General features: G+C 71.4%; 16 protein-coding genes. 8 read left to right on the plus strand and 8 right to left on the minus strand.

All coding sequences use genetic code 11. The features are described 5' to 3' along the window. Window positions 1–15: 15 nt before the first annotated feature. Entirely contained in the window at window positions 16–2,625 is a 2,610-nt protein-coding gene (gene otsB, locus O7543_RS27680) for a trehalose-phosphatase (protein WP_281551174.1), read from the minus strand. Next, window positions 2,626–4,023 (minus strand): trehalose-6-phosphate synthase, encoded by a 1,398-nt coding sequence (locus tag O7543_RS27685; protein WP_281551173.1) that lies wholly within the window; start codon window positions 4,021–4,023, stop codon window positions 2,626–2,628. A 359-nt stretch (window positions 4,024–4,382) separates the two neighbouring features. Here O7543_RS27685 and ettA point away from each other — a divergent pair, with 359 nt between their 5' ends. From ettA to O7543_RS27705, 4 genes are all read left to right on the plus strand, one after another. Beyond that, window positions 4,383–6,059 carry an energy-dependent translational throttle protein EttA gene (gene ettA / locus O7543_RS27690; protein ID WP_281551172.1) on the plus strand — a complete coding sequence of 559 codons (1,677 nt, stop codon included), beginning with the start codon at window positions 4,383–4,385 and terminating at the stop codon, window positions 6,057–6,059. Between the two features lie 82 nt (window positions 6,060–6,141). Next, entirely contained in the window at window positions 6,142–6,564 is a 423-nt protein-coding gene (locus O7543_RS27695; RefSeq protein WP_281555672.1) for a thioesterase family protein, read from the plus strand. Further along, entirely contained in the window at window positions 6,561–7,334 is a 774-nt protein-coding gene (locus O7543_RS27700) for a hypothetical protein (RefSeq protein ID WP_281551171.1), read from the plus strand. Before O7543_RS27695 ends, O7543_RS27700 begins: the two co-directional genes overlap by 4 nt. A gap of 129 nt (window positions 7,335–7,463) precedes the next feature. Further along, entirely contained in the window at window positions 7,464–8,096 is a 633-nt protein-coding gene (locus O7543_RS27705; protein ID WP_281551170.1) for a YbjN domain-containing protein, read from the plus strand. A gap of 7 nt (window positions 8,097–8,103) precedes the next feature. On the opposite strand, the gene O7543_RS27710 is transcribed toward O7543_RS27705, so the two are convergent. The 3 genes from O7543_RS27710 to O7543_RS27720 all read right to left on the minus strand — a co-directional run bounded on the left by O7543_RS27710 (window position 8,104) and on the right by O7543_RS27720 (window position 11,323). Further along, window positions 8,104–8,574, minus strand: coding sequence for a globin (locus O7543_RS27710; protein WP_281551169.1), 471 nt, complete (start codon window positions 8,572–8,574; stop codon window positions 8,104–8,106). A gap of 68 nt (window positions 8,575–8,642) precedes the next feature. Continuing rightward, window positions 8,643–10,076 (minus strand): MFS transporter, encoded by a 1,434-nt coding sequence (locus tag O7543_RS27715; RefSeq protein WP_281551168.1) that lies wholly within the window; start codon window positions 10,074–10,076, stop codon window positions 8,643–8,645. Window positions 10,077–10,342: 266 nt separating this feature from the next. Further along, window positions 10,343–11,323 carry a mechanosensitive ion channel domain-containing protein gene (locus O7543_RS27720; protein WP_281555671.1) on the minus strand — a complete coding sequence of 327 codons (981 nt, stop codon included), beginning with the start codon at window positions 11,321–11,323 and terminating at the stop codon, window positions 10,343–10,345. A gap of 372 nt (window positions 11,324–11,695) precedes the next feature. Here O7543_RS27720 and O7543_RS27725 point away from each other — a divergent pair, with 372 nt between their 5' ends. Then, window positions 11,696–12,229, plus strand: coding sequence for an HNH endonuclease (locus O7543_RS27725; protein WP_281551167.1), 534 nt, complete (start codon window positions 11,696–11,698; stop codon window positions 12,227–12,229). Between the two features lie 63 nt (window positions 12,230–12,292). Here O7543_RS27725 and O7543_RS27730 read toward each other — a convergent pair whose 3' ends face one another. Both O7543_RS27730 and O7543_RS27735 read right to left on the minus strand, forming a co-directional pair. Beyond that, on the minus strand, window positions 12,293–13,123 hold the full coding sequence (locus O7543_RS27730; RefSeq protein ID WP_281551166.1) for a class F sortase: 831 nt from the start codon (window positions 13,121–13,123) through the stop codon (window positions 12,293–12,295). A 237-nt stretch (window positions 13,124–13,360) separates the two neighbouring features. Then, window positions 13,361–13,888, minus strand: a complete 528-nt coding sequence (locus O7543_RS27735) for a hypothetical protein (RefSeq protein WP_281551165.1) — start codon at window positions 13,886–13,888, stop codon at window positions 13,361–13,363. A gap of 215 nt (window positions 13,889–14,103) precedes the next feature. Between O7543_RS27735 and O7543_RS27740 the strand changes: the two genes are divergently transcribed. Genes O7543_RS27740 through O7543_RS27750 form a run of 3 tightly spaced genes read left to right on the plus strand, consistent with a single transcriptional unit; the run spans window position 14,104 to window position 16,341 of the window. Continuing rightward, entirely contained in the window at window positions 14,104–15,612 is a 1,509-nt protein-coding gene (locus O7543_RS27740) for an amidase (RefSeq protein ID WP_281551164.1), read from the plus strand. Window positions 15,613–15,662: 50 nt separating this feature from the next. Continuing rightward, entirely contained in the window at window positions 15,663–15,935 is a 273-nt protein-coding gene (locus tag O7543_RS27745) for a hypothetical protein (RefSeq protein WP_278174593.1), read from the plus strand. Continuing rightward, complete coding sequence (locus O7543_RS27750) at window positions 15,922–16,341, plus strand: DUF5130 family protein (protein WP_278170924.1); 420 nt, start codon at window positions 15,922–15,924, stop codon at window positions 16,339–16,341. The genes O7543_RS27745 and O7543_RS27750 overlap by 14 nt, the downstream gene beginning before the upstream one ends. Window positions 16,342–16,382: 41 nt before the next feature. Here the strand turns inward: O7543_RS27750 and O7543_RS27755 are convergent, their stop codons facing one another. Further along, a complete protein-coding gene (locus O7543_RS27755) occupies window positions 16,383–17,417 on the minus strand; it encodes an NAD(P)-dependent alcohol dehydrogenase (protein ID WP_281551163.1) in 1,035 nt (344 codons plus the stop codon). Window positions 17,418–17,827: the final 410 nt, after the last annotated feature.

Here is a 17,827-nt window from a genome sequence, read left to right on the forward strand (position 1 = left end):
GGACCAGCTGCGGTTTCAGAGCTTGAGCATGTCGTCCAGCAGCAGCGCGCACCGGATCAGCCCCAGATGGCTGTACGCCTGAGGATGGTTGCCCAGCCCGCGTTCGGCGAGCGGATCGTACTGCTCGGGCAGCAGACCGGTCGGGCCGGCGGTGTCGATCATCTGCTCGAACAGCTCCTCGGCGTCACCGCGCCGCCCGGTGCGCAGGTACGCCTCGATCAGCCAGGCGGTGCAGATGTGGAACCCGCCCTCCCGGCCGGGCAACCCGTCATCCCACCGGTAGCGGTAGACCACCGGGCCGCTGCGCAGGTCCGCCTCCACCTTGAGCACGGTGGCGAGGAACCGCGGGTCGTCGTCGGGCAGCAGCCCGGACAACCCGATCCACAGCGAGGAGGCATCCATCTCCTCGTCGCCGTAGGCGACTGTGTACGCGCCGGCCTTGGCATGCCAGCCGTGTTCCAGCACGTTGCGGCCGATCCGGTCGCGTAGCTCGACCCAGTCTGGCCGTTCGCCGCCGCCGTGCCGGCCCGCCATCCGAAGCGCCCGGTCCACCGTCATCCAGCACATGACCTTGGAGAAGACATGGTGCCGGGGAGCGAGCCGGGCCTCCCACAGTCCGTGGTCCGGCTCGTGCCAGCGGCGCTCGACCGCCTGCACCATCGCCTCCAGCACCCGCCACTCGTCATCGTGCACGGAACCACGGGCATCGGCGACCACCGCGAGCAGGTCGGCGATCGGCCCGAACACGTCGAGCTGCAGCTGGTGGTTGGCCAGGTTGCCGACCCGCACCGGGCGGGAACCAGCGTAGCCGGGGAGGGTGTCGATGACCGCCTCCGCGCCCAGCTCCAAACCCTCCACCGTGTAGAGCGGGTGCAACCGCTCCGGGTGGCCGCCGGTGCGCTCGACGCAGCCGTCCACCCAGCGTAGGAACGCCTCGGCCTCGGCCAGCGAGCCGAGGTCGACCAACGCCCGGGCGCTCATCGCCGCGTCCCGCAGCCAGCAGTACCGGTAGTCCCAGTTGCGTACCCCGCCGAGCTCCTCGGGCAGTGAGGTGGTCGCGGCGGCGAGGATCGAGCCGGTCGCCTCGTGGCACAGCCCTCGCAGGGTGAGCGCGCTGCGGGCGACCAGCTCCCGGCCGGTGTTCGGCAGCCGCAGTTGCCGGACCCACTCCCGCCACGGCTGCTCTGCGGTGGACTGGCGGTCCTGCACGGTGACGGTGTGGTGCTCCAGGCTGTGCGAGCCGAACCGCAGTTCCATGGTGAGCATGCCGTCGACAGCAGCCAGGTCGACCAGGGCGCGGGCGGTTTCCCGGCCACCGTCGTCGATGACCTTCCACTCCACCCCGGGGGAGTAGAGGGCGACCGGCTCGTTGGAACCGAGCACCAGCAGCCCGTCGCCGAGCGGCTGCAACTGCACAGCCACCTGACCGAACTCGGGGCGTGGCGCGAACTCCAGCTGTGCCTGCCCGGTGCCGGTGAGCACCCGGACCAGGGTGGAGTCGGCGCCCGGCAGCACCGTGTCGCCGGCTGAGGACTCGGCTGGCGGGTGGTCCAGCCAGTCGGTGACGGTCAGCCCCGACCAACGGGTCTCCACGGTCATCGTGCCGGGCCGGTAGCGCTGGCCCAGCGGGAACCCGCCGCGGGCCGGTGCGACGGTGAAGTGCCCGGCCGGTGCGCCGCCGAGTAGATCGGCGAAGATCGCCGACGAGTCCGGTTTGGGGTGGCAGAGCCAGGTCACCTTGGCGTCCGGGGTGAGCAGCGCGATGGTCCGGCCGTTGGCCAGCATCGAGTGGCGCTCGATCGGCACCGCGTGCTCGCCGTAGAGCCAGTTGCGCCGGGTCTCCAGCAGGACGCCGAGCACCCGTGCGGCGTCGATCGGCTCGGCCACCCGGAACGGCGCCCGGGTGTCACCGTCGCCGATCTTGATGCCGACGTCCGGACCGTGCAGGTTGGCGAAGGCGCTCTCGTCGGTGATCGAGTCGCCGATGAAGAGCACGCCGCTGGCCGACGTCTGGGTGCGGATCTGGTCCAGGGCGGTGCCCTTGTCGGTGGCGACCACCGACAGTTCGACGACCTCCTTGCCCTGGGTGACGGTGACGTCCGGCCATGCGGCGGGCCCGGTGTTGACCGCCGCGACGACCGCTTCGGTGACCGCCGGATCGGCGCCCCGGGTGTGCACCGCGACGCTGGCCGGCTTGACCTCCAGCCGTACCCCGGGCTGGTCCTTGATCAGCTGCCGTAGCTCCCGCTTGAGCTGGGAGTGCACCTGCAGTTGCTCGGGGGCCAGCCGTTCGACGAAGCCGATGTCGAACTCGGACCCGTGGCTGCCGACCAGATGGACCTCGCTGGGCAGCCGGGACAGCGCGGCGAGGTCGCGCAGCGCTCGGCTGGAGACCACCGCGACGGTGGTCTGCGGCAGCGCGGCCAGCGCCCGCACCGCCGCGACCGACTCCGGTAGCGGTACGGCTCGGGTCGGGTCCTCGACGATCGGTGCGAGGGTGCCGTCGTAGTCGCAGGCCACCAGCAGTATCGGCATCCGGGCGATCCGCCCGATCGCCGCGCGCAGCTCGGGATCGATCTGATCCGCGGCCGCGCGTACGTCCCCGTCAAGGACGGACGTTCTCATTCATTCCTCCGTCTCGGGCACACCGAGTTCTGTGAGGAAGGAGCGGGCCCAGTGGCCGACGTCATGGGTCCGCAGATGGCGCTGCATGATCCGCATCCGCCGCCGGGCCTCGGAACTGTCGACATGCACCGCCCGCAACAACGCGTCCTTGACGCCGTCCGGGTCGTGCGGGTTGCACAGGAACGCTTGACGCAGCTCCGTTGCGGCGCCGGCGAACTCACTGAGCACGAGGGCGCCGCCGGTGTCGGCGCGGGCCGCGACGTACTCCTTGGCCACCAGGTTCATTCCGTCTCGCAGTGGTGTCACCATCATCACATCGGCCGCGCGGTAGAGCGCGGCGAGTTCACTGCGACTGTACGACTGGTGCAGGTAGTGCACGGCGGGCACACCCACCCGGCCGAATTCACCATTAATCCGGCCAACTTCGCGCTCAACCTTGACCCGAAGTGCCTGGTAGTGCTCGACCCGCTCGCGGCTGGGGGTGGCGACCTGCACCATAACCGCGTCCGGAACTGTCAGCTTTCCGTCAGCAAGAAGTTCCCGGAACGCTTTCAGCCTGAGTTCGATCCCCTTGGTGTAGTCGAGCCGGTCCACTCCGAGGATCACCGTCTTCGGATCCCCCAGCTCGGCGCGGATCTGCTTGGCCCGTGCCTCCACCGTCGGGTCGTGGGTCATCCGTTCCATCTCCGGAACGTCGATCGAGATCGGGAAGGCGCCGGCCTTGACCTTACGGCCGTCGACCTGGATCATCTGGCCCTCGTACCGCAGCCCGAGCAGGTGGCGGGCCAGCCGGACGAAATTCTGCGCGGCCAGCCGCTGCTGGAAGCCGACCAGGTCGGCGCCGAGCAGCCCACGCAGGATCTCGGCGCGCTGCGGCATCTGCATGAACAGCTCGATCGGTGGAAACGGGATGTGCAGGAAGAAACCGATCCGCAGGTCCGGGCGGATCTCCCGGAGCATGGCCGGCACCAACTGCAGCTGGTAGTCCTGCACCCACACCGTGGCACCCTCGTCGGCGACCTCCGCAGCCGCCTCGGCGAACCGGGCGTTGACCACCCGGTACGCCTCCCGCCAGCGGCGCTTGAACGCCGGCGTTTCGACGGCGTCGTGATACAGCGGCCAGATGGTGGCGTTGGACTGACCTTCGTAGTACCGTTCCAGCTCTTCCGCGCTCAGCGGGACGGGGTGCAGCCGGATGCCTTCGAGGTCGAAGGGCTCCGGCGCCGCACCTGCGCCACCGGCCCAGCCGACCCAGGTGCCCTGGTGCGCGGCGAGCACCGGGTGCAGGGCGGTCACCAGACCACCGGGGCTGCGCCGCCACTGGCGGCCTTCCGGCGTGGTCACCTCGTCCACCGGCAGGCGGTTGGCGACCACTACGAACGAGCTCCGAACCGTCACGTTCCGTACACCTCCGGTGATTACGGGACCGCCATGAGCGTACTGTGCGGGCCAGACGGGCGGACCCCCGTCCCCCTCTTGGTGCCCAGCTGATCAGGACTTCGAAACCCGGCCGGACGCAATGCGGCAGGTACCACCGGCGGGAACCTCCCAGTCGTCCGGTGGGGTGAGGTGCGGCTGGGGCGTCGGACCTGTCAGGATTGACAACGGCGTACGCACCGATCGGACCGTCGTACCGCGCACGACCGCGTACCGCGTACCACCCGTAGCCGCTCCGGTCGGTGCCGGCGGCCGGTACGCGGGGTCGTGACCTGCCCGTACCGACGGGTCCCACGAGAGTTCTGGAGGTAGGCCGCACCGTGGCCCAGTTCATCTACGTCCTGGAAAAGGCGCGCAAGGCGCACGGCGACAAGGTCGTGCTGGACAACGTGACGCTCAACTTCCTGCCGGGTGCCAAGATCGGTGTGGTCGGCCCGAACGGCGCCGGCAAGTCCAGCCTGCTGAAGATCATGGCGGGCATGGACCGGCCGAGCAACGGCGATGCCCGGCTGATGCCCGGCTACACCGTCGGCATGCTCGCCCAGGAACCGCCGCTCAACGACGCGAAGACGGTGCTCGGCAACATCGAGGAGGCGGTCGCCGAGACCAAGGCGAAGCTGGAGCGGTTCAACAAGATCGCCGAGCAGATGGCGACCGACTACTCCGACGAGCTGATGACCGAGATGGGTCAGCTGCAGGAGGATCTGGACCACGCCGACGCTTGGGACATCGACTCCAAGCTCGAACTCGCGATGGACGCGCTGCGCTGTCCGCCGCCGGACGCCGAGGTGACCCAGCTCTCCGGCGGTGAACGCCGCCGCGTCGCGCTGTGCAAACTGTTGCTGGAGGCGCCGGACCTGCTGCTGCTCGACGAGCCCACCAACCACCTGGACGCGGAGAGCGTGCACTGGCTGGAGCAGCACTTGGCCAAGTACGCCGGCACCGTGATGGCGATCACCCACGACCGCTACTTCCTGGACAACGTCGCCAACTGGATCCTCGAGCTGGACCGTGGCCGGACCTATCCGTACGAGGGCAACTACTCGACGTACCTGGAGAAGAAGGCCGCCCGGTTGGCGGTCGAGGGTCGTCGCGACGCCAAGCTGAAGAAGCGCCTCGGCGAGGAGCTGGAATGGGTCCGGTCCAACGCGAAGGCACGCCAGACCAAGTCCCGGGCCCGGCTGGACCGCTACGAGGAGATGGCCAGCGAAGCGGAGAAGACCCGCAAGCTGGACTTCGAGGAAATTCAGATCCCGCCGGGGCCGCGGCTGGGCAACACCGTCATCGAGGCGGTGAACCTGAAGAAGGGCTTCGGCGACCGGGTCCTCATCGACGACCTGAGCTTCTCGCTGCCGCGCAACGGAATCGTCGGCATCATCGGCCCGAACGGCGTCGGTAAGACCACGCTGTTCAAGACGATCGTCGGGCTGGAGCAGCCGGACAGCGGCCAGGTCCGGGTCGGCGAGACCGTGGAGCTGTCGTACGTCGACCAGAACCGTTCCGGCCTGGACAGCAGCAAGACGGTCTGGGAGGTGGTCTCCGACGGGCTGGACCACCTGATGGTCGGCAAGGTGGAGATGCCGTCCCGGGCGTACGTGGCCGCGTTCGGCTTCAAGGGACCGGATCAGCAGAAGCCGACCAAGGTGCTGTCCGGTGGTGAACGTAACCGGCTCAACCTGGCGCTCACCCTGAAGATCGGTGGGAACGTCATCCTGCTCGACGAGCCGACCAACGACCTCGACGTGGAGACGCTGTCCAGCCTGGAGAACGCGTTGCTGGAGTTCCCGGGGTGCGCCGTGGTCATCTCCCACGACCGGATGTTCCTGGACCGGGTCGCCACGCACATCCTGGCCTGGGAGGGCGACGACACCAACCCCGCGAAGTGGTTCTGGTTCGAGGGCAACTTCGAGGCGTACGAGAAGAACAAGATCGACCGGCTCGGCGCGGAAGCGGCCCGACCGCACCGGGTGACCTACCGCAAGCTGACCCGTGACTGATGCGGCACTGGCCGGGGCCTCGTCGACGACCGGCGAGGTTCCGGCCGCCGGCGGTGGCCGGCGCTACACGTTTCACGCTGCGCTGCGCTGGTCCGATCTCGACGCGTACGGGCATGTCAACAACGCCCGGTTCCTGACGCTGTACGAGGAGGCCCGGGTCGCGTTGATGTTCTCCGGCGGGCGGGCCTGGGGCATCGGTTCGTTCGCCGACGGGGTGCTGATTCACCGGCACGAGGTCGACTACCTGCGCCCGGTCGACTACCGGATGGGCCGGTCGACTGCCGACCAGGCACCGACCGTCCGAATCGAGCTCTGGATCGAACAGGTCCGTCCGTCGCGGTTCACGGTCGCCTACGAGATGTTCGACGGCGATCTGCTGGTCAGCCGGGCCCGTTCGGTGCTGGTGCCGTTCGACCTGGAGCGGGGGCGGCCACGTCGGCTGACCGAGGCGGAGCGGGCCTTCCTGCTGCCGTACGTCCGACCGGCCGATGCCGCCGAGGCATGATGGCCGGCCGTGCACCCCGGGCTGACCCGGCGTCGGCCGGTCACCGGCTGACCGGGCTGACCGACGCCGGCGCGTTCCTGGCCCGGCTGGTCCGGCTGGACCCCGACGCGCCGGTCCGGCTGCGGTCGGCCGGCCGGGACCGCACCGAGCTCTGGGCCCGCCTGCCGTGGGCGGTCCTGGTGCAGCGGACCGTCTCGGGGCCCGGCCCGGGGGACGCCACGGTGTCCGCTGCGGAGTTGCTGGCCCGGCTGACGGCGGTCTCCACCGGGTTGCCGCCGCGCCGGGACAGCGCGTGGCGGTGGCCGTTGCCGCCCGGCCCGGCGCGGGCCGTCGAGGTGGTGCCAGCGGCCGATCTGCGCCGGGTCGCGGTGGCGGCGGCCGGCACCTTGCGAGCCGCCGAGACGCAGGGCGTCGGTGGACGGGCGGTGGGCCAGCGGGCGGTACGGGACGCCCTGCTCGACCACGTGGCCGTGGTGGTGACCGACGACGGTCCGACCGGCGAGCGGATCGAGATCCGCCAAGGGCTGGTGCAGGCGGTGGCCCGGATGGGCTTTCTCGGCACGACCGAGGGGCCGGTCGGTCGGCCGGAGCCGGTCGACTGTCAGGACCGGACCGACCTGTCGGGCCGCCCCGTGGATCAACCGCAATCGGTGGTACGGGTCAGGACAGTAGGTAATTGGGTAGCACTTGATGCGCCGTTCGGGGTTGCCTGGACACAAAGAGCTAATAATCTTGCGCTCATGCCGACGATCACTCAGCCGAAAGTATGATGCTACCTCATCCCTCTGGTTCGGGGGGTTCGTTGGGGGGGTGTCTAGGAACGGCTATCCGGGTACCGTCGGGCCTCGGATCCGACGCAACGTAGGCACCCGGATCCGCTGGGGAGTGAGGTGCGGATAATGCCATGGTGGTCGTGGCGCTCCGGTCACGCAGATGGCGGTGAGCCGGATACCCGAAGCAGGACCGGAGTGGACGGCGGTGTCCGACTTGGACCGCCCGCGCCACGAACGCCGGAGCAGGCGCCCCGGTCGTCGACCGAACTCGGGCCGACCAGACCTGCGGGGCCGTCCTGCCCGATGCCGTCGCCGGCAGCGGGCAAGGAGCTCTCGCCGCAGGTGGTGCCGGTGACCCTCCGTCGGATCGGCACCGCATTGGACATGTTGGACATTCGGTATCTCGCGGACGGTGATGGCAGCCTGCTGGCGATGTGGGAGCGGCACGCCGTCCTGTTCACCCTCGAAGGGCCGGAGGACGAGATCCTGGTGGTCCGCGCCCGACCGCACTCCACCGTGCCGCCCGACTGGGCAGACCGTGCCTACCGGGTGGTCAACGAGTGGAACCACACCAGACGGTTCTGCAAGGCGTACGTCGGCGACCCTACCGACCGGAGTCAGCTGCCCATCTACGCCGAGCTGCAGGTCCCACTCGCAGCCGGAGCCAACGACGCGCTGCTGGTCGAGCTGCTGGACTGTGGAGCGGCCGTAGCGACCAGTTTCGTCGACTGGCTGCACGACGAGGGTGCCCTGCTCTGACGGCCGGTCAGCCGCTGGCCAGGTCGCGCCGGGGCGGTTCGGTCGGGTCCATCTCGTTGACCATGAAGTAGGCGGCCCGCTCCAGGTAGTCCCAGAGCATCCCGGCGAGCTCCGGATGCAGGTCCAGCCGGTCGACCGCCCGCCGCATGTGGGTCAACCAGGCGTCCCGCTCCGCCGGACCGATCCGGAACGGTGCGTGCCGCATCCGCAGCCGGGGGTGCCCACGCTGCTCGGAGTACGTGCCGGGGCCACCCCAGTACTGCATCAGGAACAGGGTCAGTCGTTCCGCAGCCGGCCCCAGATCCTGCTCCGGGTACATCGGGCGGAGCAGCGGATCGGTGGCGACACCGGCGTAGAACTCGTCAACGAGCCGGCGGAAGGCAGGCTCGCCGCCGATGGCGGCGAAGAAGGTCGGGGTGGGACCGCCGGCTGCGGGCGTCGCGCCGGCCGGGCCGTTGGCAGGATCTGACGCTGTCACCACTCCATCCTGCCAGCCGGTGCGCAACCGGCCGGTGCCCGGTGCCCGGTGCGGTGTACCAGCGTCGCTCAGGCGCTGCCGACCTCGTCGGACTGCTGCGCGTCACGGGCCTGCGGTACGGGGCTGCCGTTGCTGGCCGCCGGGTTGGCGGCGGGGCCGGTGGCGGAAGTATCCGGCGTGCCAGCGGTCGCTGTGCCGGGTCTACCGCCGGTCGAGGCACCGGGGGCGGCTGCGACGGCGGCGATCGCCGCGTCGAAGCGCTCCTCGGCCGGCCACCGCAGCAGCGCCAGGGAGATCACCACCGCGCCGGTGAGGCTCCACAACCCGACCACGGTCGGGATGTCGAACCGGTCGGCGAGCAGACCGGTGACCAGCACCGCAGCTCCCTGGCCGACCTGGATGCCGGTAGCGATCACGCCGAACGCGCGGGCCCGGTAACCATGCGGTAACGCCTGGACGAACAGCCCGTTGGTCACCGGCAGTAGGCCGGCCACCGCGAAGCCGCAGACCCCGGCGAGGATCGCCACCACCGGCGGCGAGGGGTCGAGCAGGGTGGGGACCAGCGCCAGCGGAGCGATCACCGCGAACGGTCGGATCAGTCTGCGCCGACGCCCCGGACGGACCAGCCGGCCGATCAGCAGGCCGCCGACGATGTAGCCGGTCGGGCTCGCCGCCATGATCATCGCCTGGGCGAGACCCCGCTCGGAGTCGGAAACCCCCGGCTCGGCCGCCCAGGCGGCGGCCAACCCCTCCGGCACGATGGCGAACAGCGGGACCGTCCAGACCAGGATCGCAATGGCCCGCAGCACGTCGGTACGCCACACCAACTGGAAGCCCTCGGCGGTTTCGCGGAGCAGATGCTGGCGGCGGTCCGGGGCGGTGGCCGCCGGACGGGCCCGGACCCCGAGCCGGATCACCAGGGCCGAGACGGCGAAGGTGGTGGCATTCAACAGCAACGCAGCCCGTGGGTTGACGGAGGCGATCGCCGCGCCGGCGACGTAGCCGCCGACCTGGGCGAGCTGGCCGGTACTGGCGATCAGCGACAGCCCCACGATCAGCCGGTCACCGGTCAGCACGGTCGGCATCAGCGCGGACCGGGCGGCCTGGTTCGGCGGATTCGCCAGTGTGGTGCAGAACAGCAGGCTGATCATCGCCCAGACCGGCAGGCCGGGGGTGGCGACCACGGCGATCAGGGCCATCCGGATCAGATCGGTGGTCATCATCACCCGGTGGTACGGGTGCCGCTCGGCGACCGTGGTGAGCAGCGGACCACCGATCAACCAGGGCAGGAAGCTGACCGCGAAGGCGGCGGCCGACAGGGCCACCGACTCCGTCTCCCGGTAGACCAGGACGGTGACCGCTGCCTTCGCGATGTAGTCGCCGATCCAGGACAGCGCCACCGAGACGAAGAGAAAGCGGAACTCATCCGCCGCGAACACCTCGCGGAAGGTCGCCGGACTCCCGGCGGTTTGTGCCTCGTCGGACACGGACGGCGCCTCCATCGTTCTCGGCGGCACCCGCTCGTGGCGGGTACTACCGGGGAACGTCCCGGACGTACGGCTGAGCGAAGTGGTGGTGACACTCCGATGACACTCGTCCCGGATCATGCCCGATCGGGTGACATCTGGCTAGTGTGAACGGCTAGTTTGTCGTCACTCCGACTAAACATTCGGATGACAACCAGTTCGCCATACGGTGCATAGCCCCTGCTAGTCGGCCGAGGCGGGCGCGTCGTCCCGGCACTCGGACGCGTCGTCCCGGTGACCGGTCAAGTCGTTCCGCCCTGGCCGGGCTCCTCCTGCCCACCTCCCGACCCACGGGCGACGAACATCCGCCCGGCCACGATCTGTGCCGAGATCCCGGAGGTGTGCAGTGCCGCGGCCAGTTGACGGCGCAACTCGCGGCCCACCACGAACTGCCCCTCGGCGGTGGTCTTGGCGACCGTACGGATCACCGCGCCGTCGACCGTGACCTGCTCGACGCCGAGCACGTCCGGCGGCTCCACGAAGTGGCCGGCCATATTCCCATCGGCGGCCACCCCAAGGGCGGCGGTACGCAGCACCGCAGCGGCCTGCTCGGTGTCGGCGAAGCCGACCGGCATGTCGACCACCACCATGGCCCAGCCCTGGCTCTTGTTGCCGACCCGGATGATCTCCCCGTTGCGGATGTACCAGAGCACGCCCCGGGCGTCCCGGACCGTGGTGATCCGCAGACCCACCGCCTCGACCACGCCGGTCGCCTCGCCAAGGTCGACAATGTCGCCGACGCCGTACTGATCCTCCAGCAGCATGAACAGCCCGGCGAGCAGGTCCTTCACCAGCGTCTGCGCCCCGAAACCCAGCGCGATGCCGGCGATGCCGGCGCTGGCCAGCAGCGGGGCCAGGTTGAAGCTCAGCTCACCCAGCACCAGCAGTACGGCGATCCCGAACACGGTCGCGCTCACCGTGCTGCGCAGCACCGAGCCGATCGCCTCGGCGCGTTGCCGCCGCCGTTCCGGCATCACCACCGGCCCGGCCGGCGGGGTCCGTTCCCGCAACGGCCGCAGGATGGTCGGCCCGGCGACCGTCGAGGTACTGGTCACCAGCCGGCGGATGGCCCGGTGCAGCAGGTACCGCAGTACCACCGCGACCGCGATGATCAGCACGATCCGCAGGGGTTTGACCAGCAGCCAGAAGCTCCCCTCCGCCAGCCACGGCAGCCCGGTCCAGTCGAGCACCTGACTGCAGACCGGGTCGTCGTCGGGGCACACCGGGCTCACCGAGGGCTGCGGCTCCGGTTGAGCCCACTGGTACGGCGGGTCGGTTGCCGGGTCGGGAGGCTCGGGGTCAGCGGGGGCGGGCGATCGTGCGGTCACCGTCAATTCGTACCGTACCGCCCTGCCCGGTCGGCGGCCGACCCGCACTGTCGGCCTGACCAGGTGGAACACCACAGCGACCGGCCATCGGCCGAACGCCCGAGGGGTCAGGCCCGAATAGTACGTGCATTCGGGTCATCAATCGGGGACTATTGGCGCACGGGCGCTGGCGATTCGCCAGCGCCGGTCGCGGTCCGACCTTCGGTCCGCGTCGAGTCGCAGTCGGCACTAGGAGCGGGTGGGAACACAACCGAGAGGGTGAGCGGGATGCCTGACATACGACCCACGGTGGGCTCCGGTTCGTTGGTGCTCAACGCGACGTATGAGCCGCTGTGTGTCGTATCCGTACGCCGGGCCGCGATCCTGGTCCTGTCCGCCAAGGCGGTCTGCGTCGCCGACGGCGAGGGCATGCTGCACAGCGCCCGGCACTGCCTGCCGGTGCCGTCGGTGGTACGGCTCACCCGCTACGTACGGGTGCCCTACCGGACCCACGTCGGACTTTCCCGCCGGGCCATCTTCGCCCGCGACGGCTGGCGGTGCGCGTACTGCCGGGGTCCGGCGGAGACCATCGACCATGTCTTTCCCCGCAGCCGTGGTGGCCGGCACATCTGGGAGAACGTCGTCGCCGCCTGCGCCCGCTGCAACCACAGCAAGGGCGACCGGACCCCGGCCGAGCTGGGGTGGCGGCTGCCATCCCCGCCGGCCGCCCCGAAGGGCACCGCCTGGCGGGTGCTCGGGCACCGTGCGCCGGATCCGCGCTGGGCCGACTGGCTCGACCTGTCGTCCGAAGCCGTCGCCTGAGCCGGTGCGGGCCGGCTCAGGCCGCTGTTGGCGGCTGCGGGCCGGTACGGGCGGCTGCGCAGGTCAGCCGTTCTGGGTGCCGACCAGTGACGCGAAGACGACGACGTTGTCCGCGTACCCGGTGGCGCCGCCGACCCACTGACCACCGCAGGTGATCAGACGCAGCCCCGGGTGGCTGAAGTCGTCGTACACCCGGTCCGCCGGCAGCGACGACTTGTCGAACTGCTCGACCGAGGTGACCTCGAACAGCGCCACTGACCGGTCCATCCGGCGGACCTGGATCTGCGCGCCCGGGTGCAGCGTGGCGGCCCGGTGGAACACCGACGGCCCGGTACTGGTGTCGACGTGGCCGACGATGACCGCCGAGCCGTTCTCGCCCGGCGTCGGGCTCGCCACGTACCAGCCGGCCTCGTTGTGCCGGTTCAGCTCGGGCACCGCGATCGTGCCGTCCTCAGCCAGCCCGACATCGTGCACGGCGGCCTGCAGGTTCAGTGCCGGGATGGCGAGGCTGACCGGGTCGCTGGCGCCCAGCGGCGGGTGCGTCTCGGGCGTCGCGCGGTGTGCTCCGGGCAGCCACTGCCCGAGCGGGGTGCCGGTCACCCGTTCGAAGCCGAACCCGGCGACAAAGACGCCTGCCACGATCAGCACCAGCGCGACCGGGCTCCACCGCGACGGCACGTCCGGTCGTCCCCGGTAGCCGCCCAGCGCGGCCCGCCGGTCGGCAGCCGAGGGCACCCGGCGTCGACCCGGACGCAGCGACCCGAACCCGGGCCAGCCCCGCCGTTGCCGGGGTTGGCCGTGCGGTGGACGACGGCCGGCGGCGGATCCGTTGCCGCCGCCGCGTCCGGCGGCACCCGGCACCGCCGCCACCCCGCGCAGCGGGGCACGGGCCACCCCTCGGACGGTGCCGGGGCTCGCCGGGTACGCCGTCGGGCGGTTCGCCGCCCCGTCCGTCGTCTGATCCGCCGGCTCATCCGGTCTTGTCGGCCTCGGCTGACCGTAGGTCGACACCCGGGGTGCCACCGTGTGCGCCGTGGTACCGGCCGCCGTGACCTGGGTCAGGAACGGGAGCAGCCAGCCCCCCGGACGGCCGCCGGCCGGTGTGGGACGGACCACCTGCCTGCCCGCTGGTCACGCGCCGGAGTCGGCGCGTCGGCGGCGCATCGCGAGCAGCCCGATCCCGGCACCCAGCCCGATCGCGGCGATGCCGCCGACCAGCAAGGCCGAGCCGCCGGAACCGGTGCTGGCCGACGCGGTGCCGCCGCCACCGGCGTCCGGCCCCCGGGTCGGGTGGGCGGTGCCGGTCACGGTCAGGGTGGTCGTCGCCGTGTTCCCGTTCTGACACTGCAGGTCGACCGGGTAGCGCCCAGGCCGCTTGCTGCTGGGCACGGTCACCTGACCGGTCAGCACGTCCTGGTCCGGCATCACGATCACCCGGCCGAACGCGTCCGACTCGACCGTCGCCTGGCTGGTGTTGTCGTCGCCGCAGCTGGCCCGGACGGTCACCCGGCCACCGGCCTGCACGGTGCTCGGATCGGCCTCCACGTAGGTGCTGCCCGCATGCGCCGGCGACGCGTCGACCCCGGCCGCCACCGTGCCGATCAGCACGGCGGCGGCGAGCCCGGCCAGCGTCCGGACCGGATTGCTCACTCTGCGCATGATCTCCCCCCGACTGTGCCCCGGCCGGCCGTGTCTGCCCCGTCGCCGCTGCGGCCGGCCCGGCCGTGCCGGCACCGTCGGCGCGACCGGTGTGCCGCACCGACGTTCGGAGCCTGCTGGCCCGACTTCCCGTCCCGGTGCCGGCTATGCCTCCCACCTCCGGGTGATCCCGCACCGGGATGACGCGTCAACGGGTGACCTGCCAGGATCGGTCAATGTCGCAGATCCATGATCTGACCGCGTTGGAGCAGGCCGTCGCGATCCGCCGGGGCGAGTTGAGTGGCATTGAGATCGTCGAGCACTACCTGGCCCGGATCGACGCCCACTCGGACACGGTGGGGGCGTTCGTCACGGTCACCGCGGAGCACGCCCGGGAACAGGCCCTCGCCCTCGGCCGGGTCGCGCCCGGCATCCGGTCCCGGCAGCACCCCGGCCCGCTGTACGGCGTACCGGTGGCGATCAAGGACCTCACCCTCACGGCCGGGGTCCGGACCACCTTCGGCTCGGCGGCGTTCGCCGACTACGTGCCGAGCGTCGACGCGGACGTGGTCCGCCTGCTGCGTGCCGCCGGCACCGTCAGCCTCGGCAAGACCACCGCCGCCGAGCTGGGCTGTTCGCTCTACACCGAAGGGGAGGTGGCGCCGCCGGCGCGTAACCCGTGGGACCTGGCATGCACCGCCGGCGGCTCCAGCGGGGGAGCGGCGGCGGCGGTGGCCGCCGGGCTGGTGCCGTTCGCGCAGGGCTCGGACGGCGGCGGTTCGTGCCGAATCCCGGCCGCCCTCTGCGGTTTGGTCGGCTACAAGCCCACCCGGGGGGTCGTCTCCGGCGGCCCGCTCGGTGCCGGCGGGTTCGGTCTGCCCAGCCACGGACCGATCGCCCGGACCGTCGCCGACGCTGCCGCGATGCTCGACGCGATCGCGGTGCCGGTGCCCGGTGAGCCGTACCTGGCACCGCCACCGCCGCCCGGCGGCTATCTGGCGGCGGCCCGTCGCGCGGACCCCGGCCGGCTGCGGATCGGCCGGTTCACCACCCCGATGCTCGCCGACGAACCGGTGCATCCGGACTGCCTGGCAGCGGTGGACACGGCGGCCGCGCTGCTCGCCGACGCCGGCCACGAGGTGGTCGACGTCCCGGCGCCGCTCGGCCCGGACCTGTGGCCGCTGTTCGAGACCGTCTGGTACGTGCTCGCGCTGGCCCCGGTGCCACCGGAACGAGAGGCGCGGCTGCTGCCGTTGACCCGGCTGCTACGCCGCCGGGGCAACGCGATCAGCGCCGCGACGCTGGTCGCCACCCTGGCCGAGCTGCAGGTCCAGGTACGCCGGGCGATGCACGCGGTGGTCGGGCTGGACCTGCTGCTGTGCCCGACGTTGAGCGCTCCGCAGGCCCCGGTCGGCTGGTTCACCGAAACGGGTGACCCGGCCGAGGACTTCGACCGGCAGCGGCGCTTCTCGCCGTACTGTGCGGTGTTCAACGTCACTGGGCAACCGTCGGTGTCCGTCCCGGTGGCGCAGAGTACGGCCGGGCAGCCGGTGGGGGTTCTGCTGACCGGCCGCGGTGGCGCGGACGCCACCGTACTGGCCGCGGCCGCTCAGCTGGAGGAGCGGACCGGCTGGCCCGGTCGGCACCCGGAGATCTGGCGGGCCGGGCCCTCCGCTACCGTGAAGGCGTCTGAGCCGGAACGGGCTGGCGGTGTGGCCAGGTCCACCACTCCAGACATCCGCTGAGTCCCTTGAACCGATGCCGGGGGGCGTTGAGATTGTCTGTTACCAACACGGTGCTCTTCTTCGTCGTGATCCCGGCGGTCATCGTGCTCGTGGTGGCCGGTCTGGCGATGATCGGCGGGCGTGGCGGCGCGGACCGCCGCTACCGGCCCGGCCGGCAGTTCGACTTCAGCCCGGTCTGGTACGTCTCGTCAGGCGACCGGTCGACCGGGACCCCGGCGGCGGCGCTGCCGGCCGGCACCGAGCCGACGGCGATCGAGTCGACCAACCTCGGCGGCGGGCAGCCGCGTCCGGGCGCGACGGGAGGCGCAAGTGACCGTTGGTGAGCAGGCCCACGAGCAGTCCAGCGAGTCCACCCGGACGAGCGCTACCCTGCCGGGGCCGTTCGGCACCCGGCAGCTGCTCCGGCTCGACGAGGCGTTGCGGCTGGCCGACTCGGCCACCGGACTGGCGTTCAGCATCTACGTCGGCGAGCTGGAGGAGCCGACCCGGGAGTACGCGGTGACGCTGCACCGGCAGCTCACCGACCCGGACGACGCGGTGCTCATCGCCGTGTCGCCGAATCAGCGGGTGCTGGAGGTCGTTACCGGCGCCGAGGCCCGTAAGCGGATCCCGGACCGGGACGCGAAGCTCGCCGCGCTGTCCATGGTGGCGTCTTTCGGCGGCGGTGACCTCGCCGGCGGCCTGGTCAGCGGGATCGACCAGCTGGCGTCCCGGGCCGGCCGCGCCTGACGGACCCGGCCTTACCGGATCTCCCAGTCACCGTCGCCTGGTCAGGGGACCAGCACGGCGCGGCCGTGGATCTTCCCGTCCCGCAACTGCTGGTACGCCTGCACCGCCTCGGCCAGCGGGAAGGTCTGCACCTCGGCGCGGAGCAGACCCTGGCGACCGAGGGCGATCACCTCGGACAGCTCGGCGAGGGTGCCCCAGAACGGGATGACCGCGCTGGTCTCCATCGGCACCGGCGGCGGGCCTTCGACGGTCGCCGCGATCCGCAGCGTGCCGCCGCCCAGGCCGACCATCGTCAGGTGACCGCCGGTGGACACCACCTGCCGGGCGGTGTCCAGGGTGGCGTCCACGCAGACGAAGTCGAGCACCACGTCGGCGCCGTCCGGGGCCGGGCCGGTGAGCTCACGGATCTGGTCGACCGCCGCCGGACCGGCCTGCACGGTGTGGTGTGCGCCCATCCGTTTGGCCAGCCGCAGCGCGGCGTCGCTGGTGTCCACCGCGATGATCGTGACGGCGGTGGTCACCGCCAGGATCTGCACCGCCATGTGGCCGAGGCCGCCGACACCGATCACCACCGCGTGGGTGCCGGGCCGCAGCGCGTCCCGGCTGAGGGAGATCGCGTGGTACGGGGTGAGCCCAGCGTCGGTCAGTGGTGCCGCCTGCACCGGATCCAGCCCGTGCAGCGGCAGCAGCCGGTCCGCCGGCACCACCACGTGGTCGGCGAGCCCGCCGTCGCGGCTGATGCCGACCCCGCCGACCGTTACGGTGCGGCACTGGTTCTCCAGCCCGCGCAGGCAGGCCCGGCAGCGCCCGCAGCCGATGATCCCGTACACCGCCGCGGTGTCCCCTTCGGCCCATCCGGTGACCCCCGGACCGAGCTGGGCGACCCGGCCGGCGATCTCGTGGCCGATTGTCATCGGGGTCGGGAAGACCCCGGCGGGCGCGTCGAGGATGTGCAGGTCCGAGTGACAGGCGCCGACCGCCGCCGTGGCCAGCAGGATCTCGCCGGGGCCGGGCTCCGGTGTCGGCACGTCGACGAGTTCGAGGGTGCCGGGCGCGGTGAGTTGGATGGCACGCATGCCCTCAGCGTCGGCCAGGTTCGCGCTTCGCGTCCGCCGAACCGCCCCGGATCACCCACTGCGGCTGAGCCGCCGCACGCGGAGGTACGGCCGGCAGCCAGCGACGCGCTCGGGCTTGCTTCGGGGGACCCGATGGCCTTCCGGGGACGTGATGCCGCAGGTGCATCTTGATGCATCTCTGGCATCAAGCTCGACCGGTACTCCCGGCCCGGCGGGGTGACACTGCGTCCAAGCTTCCTCGCTTCTGGTTGGTCGCCGCTGCATGCAGCCCGGCCCACGTCCGGCCGGGCACGCCACGTTACATCGACAGGGCTCGGTTCCGGATCGGCGGACCCCTTTCGGGAAGTCCTCCAGGAGTGTTGACCTTGGTGGGAGTCGTGTTGGCGGCGCTGGGTGGGTGGTGTGTCGGC

The sequence above is a fragment of the Solwaraspora sp. WMMA2080 genome (assembly GCF_027497395.1).
GTDB lineage: Bacteria > Actinomycetota > Actinomycetes > Mycobacteriales > Micromonosporaceae > Micromonospora_E.

Bases quoted from the DNA above. Each gene is read 5' to 3' on its own strand.
- O7543_RS27755 (WP_281551163.1), bottom strand. From the start codon at position 17,417: ATGCGTGCCATCCAACTCACCGCGCCCGGCACCCTCGAACTCGTCGAC.
- O7543_RS27740 (WP_281551164.1), top strand. From the start codon at position 14,104: ATGTCGCAGATCCATGATCTGACCGCGTTGGAGCAGGCCGTCGCGATC.
- otsB (WP_281551174.1), bottom strand. From the start codon at position 2,625: ATGAGAACGTCCGTCCTTGACGGGGACGTACGCGCGGCCGCGGATCAG.
- O7543_RS27735 (WP_281551165.1), bottom strand. From the start codon at position 13,888: ATGCGCAGAGTGAGCAATCCGGTCCGGACGCTGGCCGGGCTCGCCGCC.
- O7543_RS27705 (WP_281551170.1), top strand. From the start codon at position 7,464: ATGCCATGGTGGTCGTGGCGCTCCGGTCACGCAGATGGCGGTGAGCCG.
- O7543_RS27700 (WP_281551171.1), top strand. From the start codon at position 6,561: ATGATGGCCGGCCGTGCACCCCGGGCTGACCCGGCGTCGGCCGGTCAC.
- O7543_RS27725 (WP_281551167.1), top strand. From the start codon at position 11,696: ATGCCTGACATACGACCCACGGTGGGCTCCGGTTCGTTGGTGCTCAAC.
- O7543_RS27715 (WP_281551168.1), bottom strand. From the start codon at position 10,076: ATGGAGGCGCCGTCCGTGTCCGACGAGGCACAAACCGCCGGGAGTCCG.